Below are 13,070 nucleotides of genomic sequence, written 5' to 3'. Positions count from 1 at the left end.
AGCAACATCTAGCCAGCAACGCTGAACCAGCAACGCCTCGCCGACTCGGAACCTTCTTAAACGCTGATGTGGGGTGAACTTCCGTTGGGAAGCTCACCCCACATCGTTGGTTACGTACGCCGTTGCGCTGTGTGTTAGCTGACGGGGCCGGTCCATTTCTCGCCGGGGCCTTGGCCTGGCTTGTCTGGGATCATGGAGGCTTCGCGGAATGCGAGCTGGAGGGAGCGCAGGCCGTCACGGATCGGGGCGGCATGCTGCGAGCCGATCTCTGGGGCGCCCGCTGTCACAAGGCCTGCGAGTGCCGTGATGAGTTTGCGGGCTTCGTCGAGGTCTTTGAGATCTTCGGCGTCAGGGCCGTCGGCGAGCCCGACCTTGACGGCGGCGGCAGACATGAGGTGGACCGCGGTGGTTGTGATGACCTCGACTGCGGGAACTTCTGCGATGTCACGCAGTTGCTGCTGGGCGTCTGCATACTCGGAGTCCGAGAAGCTGTGTACGTGCTGATTCGAATTCTGATCGCTCATAATGCTAAGCTTTTCACAGACCGTCCTGCTTGTTGATGGTTTATGCCGTAAATGTGGCGTTCATCGCTGAAGCCTAGTTGCTATAAAAGCCAGGTGCTACAGAAGCCAACTGCTGCAACGATAGCGAGAATCATTGATGGCTTGAATCATTGACAGTGCGGATGCGCGCGCCAAGTAAGAATCTGCTCGGTGTGCGTGTTTGGCTTGAGAGCAGGAATTCAAAGCGGAGGTTTCCCACCCGCGATCGCCTCAGGGCGGCCGGGTCAGGTCTAGCAAGTAGCACGCTGGATGCTACGCAGTTTCGATTGCGTGGTGGGTGTTGCTTGCTGGTATCTGAGCCCCCGTGTTGAACCCGGGGGCTTTTTCGTATGCCTCCCGTGAACGTCGACCACACCATCGCATGAAGGAGCACTAACATCAGCGACCCACGCATCAACGATCGAATCCGCGTCCCAGAGGTGCGGTTGGTCGGGCCTAACGGTGAACAGGTGGGGATCGTCCGTATTGAGGACGCCCTGCGCCTGGCGGTTGAAGCAGATCTCGACTTGGTTGAGGTTGCGCCGAACGCTCGTCCACCTGTGTGCAAGCTGATGGACTTCGGCAAGTACAAGTATGAAGCCGCGGTCAAGGCTCGTGAAGCTCGCAAGAAGCAGACGAACGCGTCCCTCAAGGAGGTTCGCTTCCGTCTGAAGATTGACACTCACGACTATGAGACGAAGGTGCGTAACGCGCATCGTTTCTTGTCTTCGGGTGACAAGGTCAAGGCGATGATTCAGTTCCGCGGCCGTGAACAGCATCGTCCTGAGTTCGGTGTGAAGTTGCTTCAGCAGTTCGCTGAGGATGTGGCCGATGTGGGTGTGATTGAGTCGCAGCCGCGCCAGGATGGTCGAAACATGGTTATGGTCGTTGGCCCGCTCAAGAGCAAGGCTGAAAGCCGTAAGGCTCAGCAGGAGAAAGCTCCTCGCCGCCAGCGCCGTCAGCAGCGTTTGGATACGTCCGCTCCACAGGACGCTTCCGGCCAGACGGTTGCGGCATCGGCTCCTGAAGCGATGCGCCGCATGGCGCAGGCCTCCAAAGACCAAGCCAAAGAGGGCTGATACCGGCACACACGCCAGGTAAGTCCATCCATATAGATAGTTTTCCTCCTCCGTTCCACTTGAGGATGAGCATCATCCGGGGATCCCTTCCGTTGGAGAATCAACGGCGAGTGGGGAGGAGCCCAGCGGGCGCCCGCGGCACAGTGTGTGCGGGTAGCTGCACCCGATGACCCAGGGGTCATGCGGGAAGACGTACAAGGAGAAGGCTCTCATGCCGAAGTTCAAGACCCACTCTGGGGCTAAGAAGCGTTTCAAGCTCACCGGTTCTGGCAAGATCCGCCGTCAGCGCGCAAACCGCCGCCACTACCTCGAGCACAAGTCCTCGCGTTTGACTCGTCGCCTGAAGGGCGATGTGGTTGTGGCTAAGGCTGATCAGCGCACCATCCGCCGCATGCTGGGCCTCTAAACCCACGCTGGCGTGTATGTGCGCTAGAGCGCACACCTATTTGAGACCTTCGAAACTTTTCTAGCCGCATCGTGAAGGTGTGGCTGGACCCCACATGTTAGGAGACACACGTGGCACGTGTGAAGCGGGCAGTTAACGCCCAGAAGAAGCGTCGCGTCGTTCTGGAACGCGCATCTGGTTACCGCGGTCAGCGTTCGCGGCTCTACCGTAAGGCTAAGGAGCAGCTGCTCCACTCGTTCGTATACAACTACAACGACCGTCGTAAGCGTAAGGGTGACTTCCGTCGCCTCTGGATCCAGCGCATCAACGCTGCGGCTCGCGCTAACGGCATGACCTACAACCGTTTCATGCAGGGCCTCAAGCTCGCTGGCATCGAGGTTGACCGCCGTATGCTCGCCGAGCTGGCTGTGTCTGACGCTCACGCGTTCTCGGTTCTGGTGGAGACCGCTAAGAAGGCTTTGCCAGCCGACGTGAACGCACCACGCGCATAACTGAAGCTGTGACGCCGCTATAGCCATCGTTGTGACACCGCGAATGTGACACTGCGGCGTGATGCTGGGGGTTCCGACTCGTACGGGTCGGAACCCCAGTGCTTTAATGCGTGCGGTGCGGCCGGGTTGTCACAAGATGGGAGGATGAGTGTATGGAGATCATGGATAATCCGCGTGCAGACCGAGTCCGGGCGGCGGCGCACCTAGGGAAGGCCGCGGGCCGGAAGAAGTCGGGGGAGTTCCTGGTTGAGGGGCCGCAGGCTGTACGGGAAGCGATTGCCCAACATCGAACCCAGCGGGGCCTTGTGCGCGAGGTATTCGTTACTGAGCAGCGGATGGAACGTGAACCTGAGCTCGCCCAGGTCGCCGATGCACGGGTCAACGTTGTGACTGAGCGCGTCCTGGCCGCGATCGCGGACACGCAGTCCCCGCAGGGCGTGGTTGCCCGTTGCCGCATCACGCACGTGAGCTTGAAACAAGCGCTGACGCCGAAGACGAGCCTGGTCGCGGTGCTGGGGCGGGTCCAGGACCCCGGTAATGCTGGCACCATCATCCGTGCGGCTGACGCCGCGGGTGCGGACGCGGTGGTTGCGCTGAAGGGCAGCGTGGATGTTTTCTCGCCTAAAGTGGTCCGGTCCACGGTAGGTTCGTTGTTCCATGTTCCGGTTGTCACGGGTATTGAGCTTGATGAGCTGACCGAGCACCTGACCCGCTGCGGGATCGTTTTGCTGGCGGCTGACGGCGGCGGGGATCACGATTTGACGGTGCTTGAAGACGATGCGGCCGCCCGCCGGCACGGCGTGACCGTCAAGGGCTCGATGAAGCGGCCGTCCCTGACGACGGCGACCGCGTGGCTGTTCGGTAATGAAGGCCAGGGGATCTCGGAAGCGGAACGGGCGGCGTCCTTCGCTACCGTCTCAATTCCTCTGTATGGGCAGGCGGAATCCTTGAATGTTTCGACGGCGGCGGCCTTGTGCCTCTACGCATCGGCACGTGCTCAACGCAGCTGAAAGCTCGATGACAGGGTGCCGAGAATGATCGCGGTGAACATGACAAGCCGAAAAGAGGGAGTGCAGTGAGCGCACAGAACGGTGCCGTAGGTAGCGCTGGCCAGGTGGTGGGGCTCGCGATTGTGGATGACCTCGTGGACGCTCGGTGGGTGCTGGCAGCGCAACGGGCATATCCGGAATCATTGCGGGGACTGTGGGAGTTCCCGGGCGGGAAGGTTCAGGAGGGGGAGGGACCGCTGGAGGCGCTTGAGCGTGAGATTTCCGAAGAGCTCGGCTACACGTTCAGGGCTGGCCAGGAGGTCGTACCACCCGCGGGACATGCGGGCTGGCCGTTGGATAACGGGATGACGATGCGCGTCTGGACCGGGGTCCTGTTAGACGCCGATGGGGGAGTGCTGAAGCCGGCCGAGGTCACAACGGGCACGCAACCTGAAGGGGCGGATCATCTTGAGTTGCGGTGGCTGATCCTGGATCAGAACACGGAAGAAGCGGTCGAGTGGATCCCGGCCGATAAGCCGATTGTGAGAGCGCTCGTTGAAACCACGGGCTGCATGCCGACCTTCTGCTGAGCCAGTCCTGGTGAGCCGTGTCCTCTTGAGTATGAGCCGAGCCTATTGAGCATCTGTGCGTTGTGTGCAGGCATACGCCAGTAGGGGGATTTCCACTCGATTCGACGTCATCCTGCCGGGGGATCTGCTGCAATGTTCCTTCTGCAAACATGAAGGCATCAACGAGGCTATAAGCCTTCCCCCCCCTAGGGCCGTTTCAGGTTGCAGACGTTGAGATATGCAGCTCTGCAACCTCCGGCCTTGGCTATCGAGTGAAGCAGGAGATCATGAAGTTCACTAAGTCTTTGAGTGCAGTGACCGCGGTACTTTTCGCTGGTTCTTTAGCTTTGACCGGCTGCTCTACAGGGGGTGCTGAGAAAACGCAGGAGAAGCCGACGGCTAATAAGTTCATATACCACGTTGACGTGGAAGCTCCAGACGGTGCGAAGAAACCCCTTGTCGCGAACGTTAGAACCAAGCTTGAGGCCACGGACGAGACCCTCGAGAGAATGGGTAAGGAGCATGGGATAGAGAATGTGGACGCTAAACGCACAATTGAAGGTGATGACGAAGAGATGATTAAGGTCCTCGATTTAAGTGAGGACCAGGTCCGGTCCACTTCAGAGTCTCGCAATGTGGTCGTCACTGAAGTGGACCGACTCTCGATGGACAAACTCTACAAAATGTTGCGGATCAAGGCTTCCCATACCGATAAGGGAACATACCTGCTGGAGATTCTTCCAGCGACTCTGGCGCCCATTGAGGAAGATAACCTCACGTATGAGGTTAACGTGACCCTGCCGGAGCCGATCGAGAAAGCGAACGTTAGCGGGAAGGTTGACGGGAACACGGTGACGTGGACCAGTGATAACTATGCCGAGGCAATGGAGGGCGTCGAGATTAAACCGATGATGTACGAAGCCGCGGGGAAAACCCTCACCGCTGAAACCCGTCCAACAAACACGGATAAGTAGACACAAACATCAAGGCATCTACGAGGCTATAAGCCTTCCCTCTAGGGCCGTTTCAGGTTGCAGACGCTGAGGTATGCAGCTCTGCAACCTCCGGCCTTGGCCAACGAGTGAAGCAGGAGATCATGAAGTTCACTAAGTCTTTGAGTGCAGTGACCGCGGTACTTTTCGCTGGTTCTTTAGCGTTGACCGGCTGCTCTACGGAGGGGGCTGAGAAAACGCAGGAGAAGCCGACGGCTAATAAGTTCGTATACAACGTTGAGGTGGAAGCTCCAGACGGTGCGAAGAAGCCCCTTGTGGCGAATGTCAGGTCCAAGGTCGAGCTCACAGATGAGACCCTCGAGAAAATGGGCAAACAGCATGGGGTAGAGAATGTGGACGCCAAACGCACACTTGAGGACGAAGTGGAGTTCTGGCCTGAGGACCTCGGCGTGAGAGAAGATCAGGTCCGTCTCATCGGCGAGTCTCATAATGTGGCCCTCATTGAGGTAGACGGGCTCTCGATGGAGAAGCTTGACGATGCCATGTTGCGAATCAATGTTTCCTATACCGACAAGGGAACATACCTCGTACAGATGCGCCCAATGGTTCTGAGGGCAAATGAGGAGCTTAACTTGACGAAAGAGGTGAGTGTGACCGTTCCGGAGCCGATCGCGGAAGCGAACGTCAGCGGGAGGGTCAACGGCAACACGGTGACGTGGACGAGCGATAACTTCGCCGAAGCCATGGAGGGCATCGAGATTAAACCGCAGATGAACGAAGCCGACGGGAAAACCCTCACCGCTGAAACCCGTCCAACAAACACGGATAAGTAGACACCGGCCTGACTTTCGCTGGGTGTGGGGTGAGTGCGTTGTGCGCACTCACCCCTTGGCGTTGCAGCGGCGGTGCATCCGCGGCAACCGCAACGCCGGAGCTTCCCATGCTCACACCATCATTAGAACATATATTCGAATCAGTGTCACGCCGAGAAACACTGTCACTGCAAAGAAAGGCACAAGCACCTTCACAGTCCGGGTCATCCTTACGGTGGACCTACTGCTCTGTGTTTTCTGCAAACATGAAGGGGCTTTCTGCAAACATGAAGGCATCAACGAGGCTATAAGCCTTCCCCCCCCTAGGGCCGTTTCAGGTTGTTGGCGCAGAGTTATCTATCTCTGCAACGTTCCGCCGTGGCCACCGATTGAGGTAGGAGATCATGAGGTTCACCAAGTCTTTCCGTGCAGTGACCGCGGTACTTTTCGCTGGTTCTTTAGCGTTGACCGGCTGCTCTACAGGGGGTGCTGAGAAAACGCAGGAGAAGCCGACCGCTAATAAGTACACGGAGAACATCCAAATCGAAGCTCCAGACGGTGTGGATGGACCCCTTATCGCGAATGTTAGGTCGAAGACCGAGTTCACGGATGAGCTCCTCGAGGAACTGGGTAAGGAGCATGGCGTAGACAATCCGGACACTAAACGCACGCTTGAAGATGACGTGAAAACCTGGCCTGAGGACCTCGGTGTGAGAGAAGATCAGGTCCGTCTCATCGGCGAGTCTCATAATGTGGCCCTCATTGAGGTAGACGGGCTCTCGATGGATGGGCTCTACGACATGTTCAGGGCCAAGGTTACCTATACCGATAAGGGAACATACCTCGTGGAGATTCGTCCAATGCTTGTGGCTCCGGAAGAGGAACTTAACCTTACGACAGAGGTGAGCGTTACCGTGCCGGAGCCGATCGCGGAAGCGAACGTTAGCGGGAGAGTCAACGGGAACACGGTGACGTGGTCGAGCGATAACTTCGCCGAGGCAATGGAGGGCGTCGAGATTCAACCGATGATGAACGAAGCCGACGGGAAAACGCTCACCGCTGAAACCCGTCCCGCAACCACGGTTGATCAGACACCGATCTGGCTCTCAGCTGTGATCTTCGTGCTCGGTGTCATCGCGGCCGCTCTGATGGTTGCTCTGGCCGTCACTCCAAGAAAGAAAGCATCGAAGCCGGACACCGGAGCGGACACCGGGGCCGATGCCGCTGAGGGCAACGCATAAGCGAGGACGTGACCCGTTTGCGCCCGTTTCCATCCGTCCTACTCCCGTTCGCGGCACCTTCTCTTGAAGCAGTGGCGGGGGACTTGCCGCAATGTGCTTTCTATAAACATGGCGGCACCAATTAAGCTATATATGGCCGTCCCCTATGGAGCTGCCTGGCTGTGGCCTTGAAGCGCCTAGCCACGCAGTGTCCAGCCTCAGCCGTCGAACAAAGTAGGAGATTATGAAGTTCACCAAATCTTTCCGTGCAATGACCGCGGCACTTTTCGCCGGCGCTATGGTACTGACTGGTTGCTCTGCCGGAGGTGATGGCGCATCGAATGCAAAGCCTGAGGTGAATAAATTCACGTACGATGTCGAGCTCGAGGCCGACGGCCGGACTCCGGACAAGCTCGAGGGGAGTGTAAATGTGCAGCTTGAGCTGACCGAAAAGATGCTGCAGGAACAGCGCAAGACGGGCGGGGACGATAAGTTCTCGGCTAAAGCCCAGCTTGAGGGGGTCAAGCAGGTGCTGGCTTCACGGGTCGGCATTGATGAGAAGAAACTGAAGGTCGTCGAGAAATCGGAGCAGGACGCGCACCTGATCGCAGAAGACCTCACAATGCAAGAGGTCACCGATCTCGTCGCGGTTCAGGCCGAGTACACCAGTGATGGAACATATGTCGCGCAGGTGTATCCGATGGTTATTGCCGGCAACCAGCAGCAGGGCACCGTTGCAGAGCTCAACGTGACTCTGCCAGCGGCGATCACTGAGGCGAATACCGGTGGCCAGATTAGCGGCAACACTGCCACATGGACTACCGAGAACCTTGAAGAAGCTGTCAAGGCGAATGAGGCTCCGGAGTTTCTCACCGCTGAAACCCGTCCCGCAACCACGGTTGATCAGACACCGATCTGGCTCTCAGTTGTGATCTTCGTGCTCGGTGTCATCGCGGCCGCTCTGATGGTTGCTCTGGCCGTCATTCCAAGCAAGAAGACGTCTAAGTCGTCAAATACCGCGAAGCCAAACACCGCGGGCACCGATGCTGCTGAGGGGAACGCGTAAGCGCCACCGTTGCTTTCATATAGATAGGACTGAGTGACATCCATGGAGAAAGAAACTGCTGTGCCAGAGCCTCCAGCGCAAGAAAACACGGTGCTAGAAAACACGGCGCAAGAAAAACCAGCGCAGGCAACGGCAGAGGTTCCTCCGGTTCCGCACCCGACTGATGAAGCGGCAGTTGAGGCCGTGGTTGCAGCCGCGTTGACGGCGTTCGAGAAGGCAGGCGATCTTGACGAGCTGAAAGCCGCACGCCTGGCTCACCTGGGTGACAAAGCGCCGATCACGCTTGCTAACCGCGGCATCGGCAAGCTTGAAAATAAGGACAAGGCAACCGCCGGCAAGCTGCTCGGTGGCGCCAAGGGCCGCATCAACAAGGCGTTGGCGGCACGCACCGAGGTTCTCGAGGCGGAGCGTGCGGCCCGTCGCTTGCGTGAAGAGACCGTGGATGTCACGGCTCAGCCGCGCCGCACCGTCTTAGGCGCACGCCACCCGCTCTCGCTTCTGCAGGAGCGCGTTTCGGACGTGTTCGTCGGCATGGGATGGGAGATCGCCGAGGGTCCCGAGGTTGAATCCGAGTGGTACAACTTCGATGCGCTGAACTTTGACCAGGACCACCCGGCACGCGAAATGCAGGACACGTTCTTCGTGGATCCGCCGTCCCAGCACCTGGTTTTGCGCACCCACACCTCGCCGGTTCAGGTGCGTTCGATGCTGGACCGCGAGGTCCCGATCTATGTTCTGTGCCCGGGCCGCACGTTCCGCACCGATGAGCTGGATGCGACCCACACCCCGGTTTTCCATCAGTTCGAGGGCCTCGCGGTGGACAAGGGGCTCACGATGGCGGACCTCAAAGGCACGCTCGAGCACTTCGCTCGCCAGATGTTCGGCGTGGAAGCGAAGATCCGCTTGCGTCCGTCCTACTTCCCGTTCACGGAGCCATCCGCTGAGCTGGACATTTGGCATCCGAACGCTAAGGGCGGCCCGCAGTGGATCGAATGGGGCGGCTGCGGCATGGTGCACCCGAACGTTCTGCGTTCCGGCGGCATCGACCCGGACGTGTACTCGGGGTTCGCGTTCGGTATGGGTGTTGAACGCACCCTGATGTTCCGCAACATGGTCCCTGACATGCACGACATGATCGAGGGCGATATCCGCTTCAGCCAGCACTTCGGGATGGAGATCTAAGCAATGCGTATTCCACTTTCTTGGTTGCGTGAGTTCACCGAACTGCCTGAGGGTGCTCGCGCGGAAGATCTGATGAACGATGTGGTCCGTGTTGGCCTTGAGGAAGAGGCCGTTCACCGTCCCCTCGATGAGCTGACCGGCCCGATCGTGGTTGGCCAGGTACTCAGCCGTGAACCGGAGGAACAGAAGAACGGTAAGACGATTAACTGGTGCTCGGTGCGTGTTGTGCCGGAAGGTCAGGAGCAGACGTTGACGGGCGAAGGCATCGATCCGTCCGGTGTTCAGGGGATCGTGTGTGGCGCCCACAATTTCGATGTGGGGGACAAGGTCGTCGTGACCTTGCCTGGCGCTGTGTTGCCGGGAGACTTCCGCATCAGCCCGCGCAAGACCTACGGCCACGTTTCGGCCGGCATGATGGCTTCGGCGCGCGAGCTCGGCTTGGGCGATGACCACGATGGCATCCTCGTGTTCTCCGACCTCGGCCTGGACCCGGAGATCGGCCAGGACGCGCTCCCGTTGCTCGGCTTCACGGATGAAGCCGCTGAAATCAACGTGACCCCGGACCGCGGCTACTGCTTCTCGATCCGCGGCGTAGCCCGCGAATACGCGTTGGCCACCGGCACATCGTTCACCGACCCGGCATCCAAGGTCACCGTGGCCGCGCCGACCGAGGCCGAAGTTGAGACCCGCATCGAGGATCAAGCGCCGATCCGCGGCGTCCAGGGCTGCACGCGCTTCGTGACCCGCGTCGTCACCGACATCGACCCGGAAGCGACCACCCCAAGCTGGATGGCTGAGCGTTTGCGCCTTGCGGGCATGCGTCCGGTCTCGCTTCCGGTGGACATATCCAACTACGTCATGTGGGAGCTCGGGCAGCCGACCCACTGCTACGACCGCGATAAGCTCACCGGCGGCATCACAGTGCGCCGCGCCGAGGCAGGCGAGAAGCTCGTGACGCTGGATGAGAAGGAACGCGAACTCAACCCTGAGGACCTCGTGATCGCGGACGAATCCGGGGCGATCGGCATCGCCGGCGTCATGGGTGGCGCCTCCACCGAGGTCTCGGATGAGACCCGCACGATCGTGATTGAGGCAGCGAACTTCGACCCCGTCAGCACGGGTCGCAGCCGTCGCCGCCACAAGCTGCCGTCCGAGGCCGCTAAGCGCAACGAGCGCGGCGTGGACTGGGACATGGCCTCCGTGGCCGCCCAGCGCGTCGTGGACCTGCTGGTTGAGCTCGCGGGTGGCCGCGACACCGGCACAGGCTCCGATGTGGGCGAACGCCCAGAGCCAACGCTCATCCACGTTCCGGCTCACTACCCGGCTGAGCGCGTCGGCATCGAATACACCGAGGAACAGGTCGCATCCGCGCTCGAAGGCGTGGGCTGCGAACTCAACCGCACCGATGACGGCTGGGACGTCACCGTCCCGCTGTGGCGCCCGGACATGACCATCGCCGACGACGTCGTCGAAGAGATCGCTCGCGTGGTCGGCTACGAGAACATCCCTTCCGCGATCCCGGTTCCACCGCCAGGCCGCGGGCTGACCGTGGCTCAACGCAGCCGCCGCCGCATCAGCGATGCGCTCGCCGGCGCCGGGATGACCGAGGTGCTTGCGTACCCGTTCGTGTCGCATGCACAGAACGCTGCGTTCGGTTCGGCTGAGGCCGATGCCGAGGTTGAGGCAGTGCGCCTCGCTAACCCGGTGTCTTCCGAATACGGGTGGATGCGTTTATCGCTTCTGCCGGGGCTCATTGAGATCGCGCGCCGCAACAACGGCCGCGGGTTCCGTGACCTCGCACTGTTCGAGGGCGGGCTTGTGTTCTTGCCAGCCGAGAAGCAGGGCCCGGTCGAGTTGCCTGCGGGCGGGGAGCGCCCATCGGCGGATGTGCTCGCGGAGCTGAACGCGACCGTCCCGCTTCAGCCGTGGCGCATCGCCTCTGTCATGGTCGGTAAGGCCTCCCGCGCGGTTCTCGGCGAGACCGAACGCGCGTGGGACTGGGCCGATGCGATCGATGCCGCGCGCCTCGTCGCTGACACGTTGGGTGTTGAGCTCGTGGTCCGCCAGGGCAGCCACCACTCGTTCCACCCTGGCCGTGCCGCGCGTCTTGAGACGAAGGAAGGACAGCTCGTGGGCTGGGCCGGGGAACTTCACCCTGACTGGCTGGCCTCCCAGGACCTGCCGGAGCGCATGGTCGCGATGGAGCTGGATGCTGAGGCGTTGATCAACCGGATGCCGGAAGCCGTGATCGCTGAGCCGCTCACGACGTTCCCTGCCGCTACGCAGGATGTTGCGTTGACGTTGGCGGCGGATATCCCTGCCGCCGATGTCCTCGAGACGTTGCGTGAGGGTGCCGGCGAGCTGCTGGAGCACATCGAACTGTTCGATGACTACCGCGGCAAGGGTATCGAAGAAGGCCAGAAGTCGCTCGCGTTCGGTATGCGTTTCCGCTCCGCTGACAGGACGCTGACAGCCGACGAGGCCTCCGAAGCCCGCCAAGCGGCAGTGCAGCTGGCGGCCGAGAAATACGGGGCCCAACTGCGCGGTTAGCGTGGCGAACGGCTAGTGAAGTAAGCAGCTAATGCAGCGAACAGAGCTGAGGGGCGGTGCCGTGTGGCATCGCCCCTCACATGTCTGTATTGGATCAGTACGTTTGCGTTGGATTAGATGGTGAGCACGAGTTTGCCGGTTGTCTTGCCGCTTTCGAGGTCGGCGTGGGCTTGGGCGGCGTCGGCGAGGTCGTAGGTGCCTCCGATGCTGACCTCGAGTTCACCGTCGGCGAGCATCCCGAATACATCGTTGGCCCGCCACTGGAGCTCTTCGACGGTGAGGCAGTAGTGAGCCAGTGACGGGCGGCAAACGCTGATCGAGCCTTGGGCGTTCAGACGTTGTAAGTCGAAGGGAGGAACCTGTCCGGATGCGCCTCCGAAGAGCACGAGCATCCCGCGGGTCCGCAGGCTTGCCAGTGAGTTGTCAAACGTGTCTTTCCCGACGCCGTCGTAGGCGACATCCACGCCGCGGCCATCGGTAACCTCCAGGACCTTCTGAGGCACTTCATCGTATTTGAGTACGTAGTCCGCGCCCTTGGATTTCGCGATCGCGGCTTTCTCGTCACTAGAGGTTGTGGTGATCACGGTCGCGCCCTTGGCTTTGAGCATCTGCGTCATGAGCCCACCCACACCGCCGGCGCCAGCGGTCGTGAGAACCATATCGCCCTCTTGGACGTTATAGGTCGAGTTGATGAGGTAGTGGCTCGTGAAGCCCTGCAACGGTAACGCTGCCGCGGTCGTGAGGTCGAGCCCGTCCGGGATGCGCGCGAGCTTGCTCTCCTCAACGAGCATGTATTCGGAATAAGACCCGCGCCCACCTGCGGTCGCGACAGCATCCCCAACCGAGAAGTTAGTCACACCCGGCCCTATCGCGGCCACGGTACCAGCACCCTCGCTGCCGGGAATGAACGGCAGATCCACGGAATAGACGCCGCTACGCTGATACGTCTCGATGAAGTTCACGCCTGCGGCAGCGACCTTGATCAGAACCTGGTTTTCGCCTGGCTCGGGAACCTCGATGTCGGTGAGGGCGAGGACCTCGGGGCCTCCGGTGTGTGTCATCTGGATCGCGCGGGCCATGCTGGCCTCCTTTGCATATTCTTCGGTTCGTGTTCGTCGCGCTCGGATCGCGCTGAGCTCAACGTTTATAGCGGGGTGGAGGTAGGGATCATTCCCGGCCCGTCATCATTGCATAACTATTCGTTGGAGTGA

13 protein-coding genes are annotated in these 13,070 nt (G+C 60.2%); 11 read left to right on the top strand and 2 right to left on the bottom strand.

Annotated features, from left to right (window positions below):
- Positions 1–134: 134 nt before the first annotated feature.
- Positions 135–524, bottom strand: coding sequence for a DUF1844 domain-containing protein (locus tag MHJ63_RS04400; RefSeq protein WP_035756996.1), 390 nt, complete (start codon positions 522–524; stop codon positions 135–137).
- 458 nt (positions 525–982) lie between these two features.
- On the opposite strand from MHJ63_RS04400, the gene infC reads away from it, so the two are divergent.
- The 11 genes from infC (at position 983) to pheT (ending at position 11,859) form a co-directional block, all read left to right on the top strand.
- Positions 983–1,621, top strand: a complete 639-nt coding sequence (gene infC / locus MHJ63_RS04395; protein WP_420876132.1) for a translation initiation factor IF-3 — start codon at positions 983–985, stop codon at positions 1,619–1,621.
- A 211-nt stretch (positions 1,622–1,832) separates the two neighbouring features.
- A complete protein-coding gene (gene rpmI, locus MHJ63_RS04390; RefSeq protein ID WP_035757002.1) occupies positions 1,833–2,027 on the top strand; it encodes a 50S ribosomal protein L35 in 195 nt (64 codons plus the stop codon).
- 110 nt (positions 2,028–2,137) lie between these two features.
- Positions 2,138–2,518: a 50S ribosomal protein L20 gene (rplT, locus tag MHJ63_RS04385; protein ID WP_035757005.1), complete on the top strand. Its 381-nt coding sequence runs from the start codon at positions 2,138–2,140 to the stop codon at positions 2,516–2,518.
- 152 nt (positions 2,519–2,670) lie between these two features.
- Positions 2,671–3,528 (top strand): TrmH family RNA methyltransferase, encoded by an 858-nt coding sequence (locus tag MHJ63_RS04380; protein WP_070490734.1) that lies wholly within the window; start codon positions 2,671–2,673, stop codon positions 3,526–3,528.
- 65 nt (positions 3,529–3,593) lie between these two features.
- Positions 3,594–4,097, top strand: a complete 504-nt coding sequence (locus MHJ63_RS04375; protein ID WP_239446263.1) for an NUDIX domain-containing protein — start codon at positions 3,594–3,596, stop codon at positions 4,095–4,097.
- Positions 4,098–4,363: 266 nt separating this feature from the next.
- Positions 4,364–5,050, top strand: coding sequence for a hypothetical protein (locus MHJ63_RS04370; RefSeq protein ID WP_239446262.1), 687 nt, complete (start codon positions 4,364–4,366; stop codon positions 5,048–5,050).
- A gap of 122 nt (positions 5,051–5,172) precedes the next feature.
- Positions 5,173–5,862 carry a hypothetical protein gene (locus tag MHJ63_RS04365; RefSeq protein WP_239446261.1) on the top strand — a complete coding sequence of 230 codons (690 nt, stop codon included), beginning with the start codon at positions 5,173–5,175 and terminating at the stop codon, positions 5,860–5,862.
- Between the two features lie 383 nt (positions 5,863–6,245).
- Positions 6,246–7,082, top strand: a complete 837-nt coding sequence (locus tag MHJ63_RS04360) for a hypothetical protein (protein WP_239446260.1) — start codon at positions 6,246–6,248, stop codon at positions 7,080–7,082.
- Positions 7,083–7,305: 223 nt separating this feature from the next.
- The gene (locus MHJ63_RS04355) at positions 7,306–8,127 is read left to right on the top strand and encodes a hypothetical protein (RefSeq protein WP_239446259.1); all 822 of its coding nucleotides are present in this window, start codon (positions 7,306–7,308) and stop codon (positions 8,125–8,127) included.
- Between the two features lie 42 nt (positions 8,128–8,169).
- Positions 8,170–9,309: a phenylalanine--tRNA ligase subunit alpha gene (gene pheS, locus MHJ63_RS04350; RefSeq protein ID WP_239446258.1), complete on the top strand. Its 1,140-nt coding sequence runs from the start codon at positions 8,170–8,172 to the stop codon at positions 9,307–9,309.
- A gap of 3 nt (positions 9,310–9,312) precedes the next feature.
- Positions 9,313–11,859 carry a phenylalanine--tRNA ligase subunit beta gene (pheT, locus tag MHJ63_RS04345; protein ID WP_239446257.1) on the top strand — a complete coding sequence of 849 codons (2,547 nt, stop codon included), beginning with the start codon at positions 9,313–9,315 and terminating at the stop codon, positions 11,857–11,859.
- Between the two features lie 113 nt (positions 11,860–11,972).
- Here pheT and MHJ63_RS04340 read toward each other — a convergent pair whose 3' ends face one another.
- A complete protein-coding gene (locus MHJ63_RS04340; protein ID WP_070490740.1) occupies positions 11,973–12,938 on the bottom strand; it encodes a quinone oxidoreductase family protein in 966 nt (321 codons plus the stop codon).
- Positions 12,939–13,070: the final 132 nt, after the last annotated feature.

This window comes from Pseudoglutamicibacter albus (assembly GCF_022346425.1).
Lineage (GTDB): Bacteria > Actinomycetota > Actinomycetes > Actinomycetales > Micrococcaceae > Pseudoglutamicibacter > Pseudoglutamicibacter albus.
The sequence above is the reverse complement of the archived record's forward strand: the minus strand, read 5'-3'. Positions and strand labels throughout refer to the sequence as shown.

Excerpts from the sequence above, each read along its gene's own strand:
- MHJ63_RS04380 (WP_070490734.1), top strand. The coding sequence starts at position 2,671 with ATGGAGATCATGGATAATCCGCGTGCAGACCGAGTCCGGGCGGCGGCG.
- pheS (WP_239446258.1), top strand. The coding sequence starts at position 8,170 with ATGGAGAAAGAAACTGCTGTGCCAGAGCCTCCAGCGCAAGAAAACACG.
- MHJ63_RS04400 (WP_035756996.1), bottom strand. The coding sequence starts at position 524 with ATGAGCGATCAGAATTCGAATCAGCACGTACACAGCTTCTCGGACTCC.
- MHJ63_RS04365 (WP_239446261.1), top strand. The coding sequence starts at position 5,173 with ATGAAGTTCACTAAGTCTTTGAGTGCAGTGACCGCGGTACTTTTCGCT.
- MHJ63_RS04340 (WP_070490740.1), bottom strand. The coding sequence starts at position 12,938 with ATGGCCCGCGCGATCCAGATGACACACACCGGAGGCCCCGAGGTCCTC.
- rpmI (WP_035757002.1), top strand. The coding sequence starts at position 1,833 with ATGCCGAAGTTCAAGACCCACTCTGGGGCTAAGAAGCGTTTCAAGCTC.
- MHJ63_RS04360 (WP_239446260.1), top strand. The coding sequence starts at position 6,246 with ATGAGGTTCACCAAGTCTTTCCGTGCAGTGACCGCGGTACTTTTCGCT.
- MHJ63_RS04370 (WP_239446262.1), top strand. The coding sequence starts at position 4,364 with ATGAAGTTCACTAAGTCTTTGAGTGCAGTGACCGCGGTACTTTTCGCT.
- MHJ63_RS04355 (WP_239446259.1), top strand. The coding sequence starts at position 7,306 with ATGAAGTTCACCAAATCTTTCCGTGCAATGACCGCGGCACTTTTCGCC.
- pheT (WP_239446257.1), top strand. The coding sequence starts at position 9,313 with ATGCGTATTCCACTTTCTTGGTTGCGTGAGTTCACCGAACTGCCTGAG.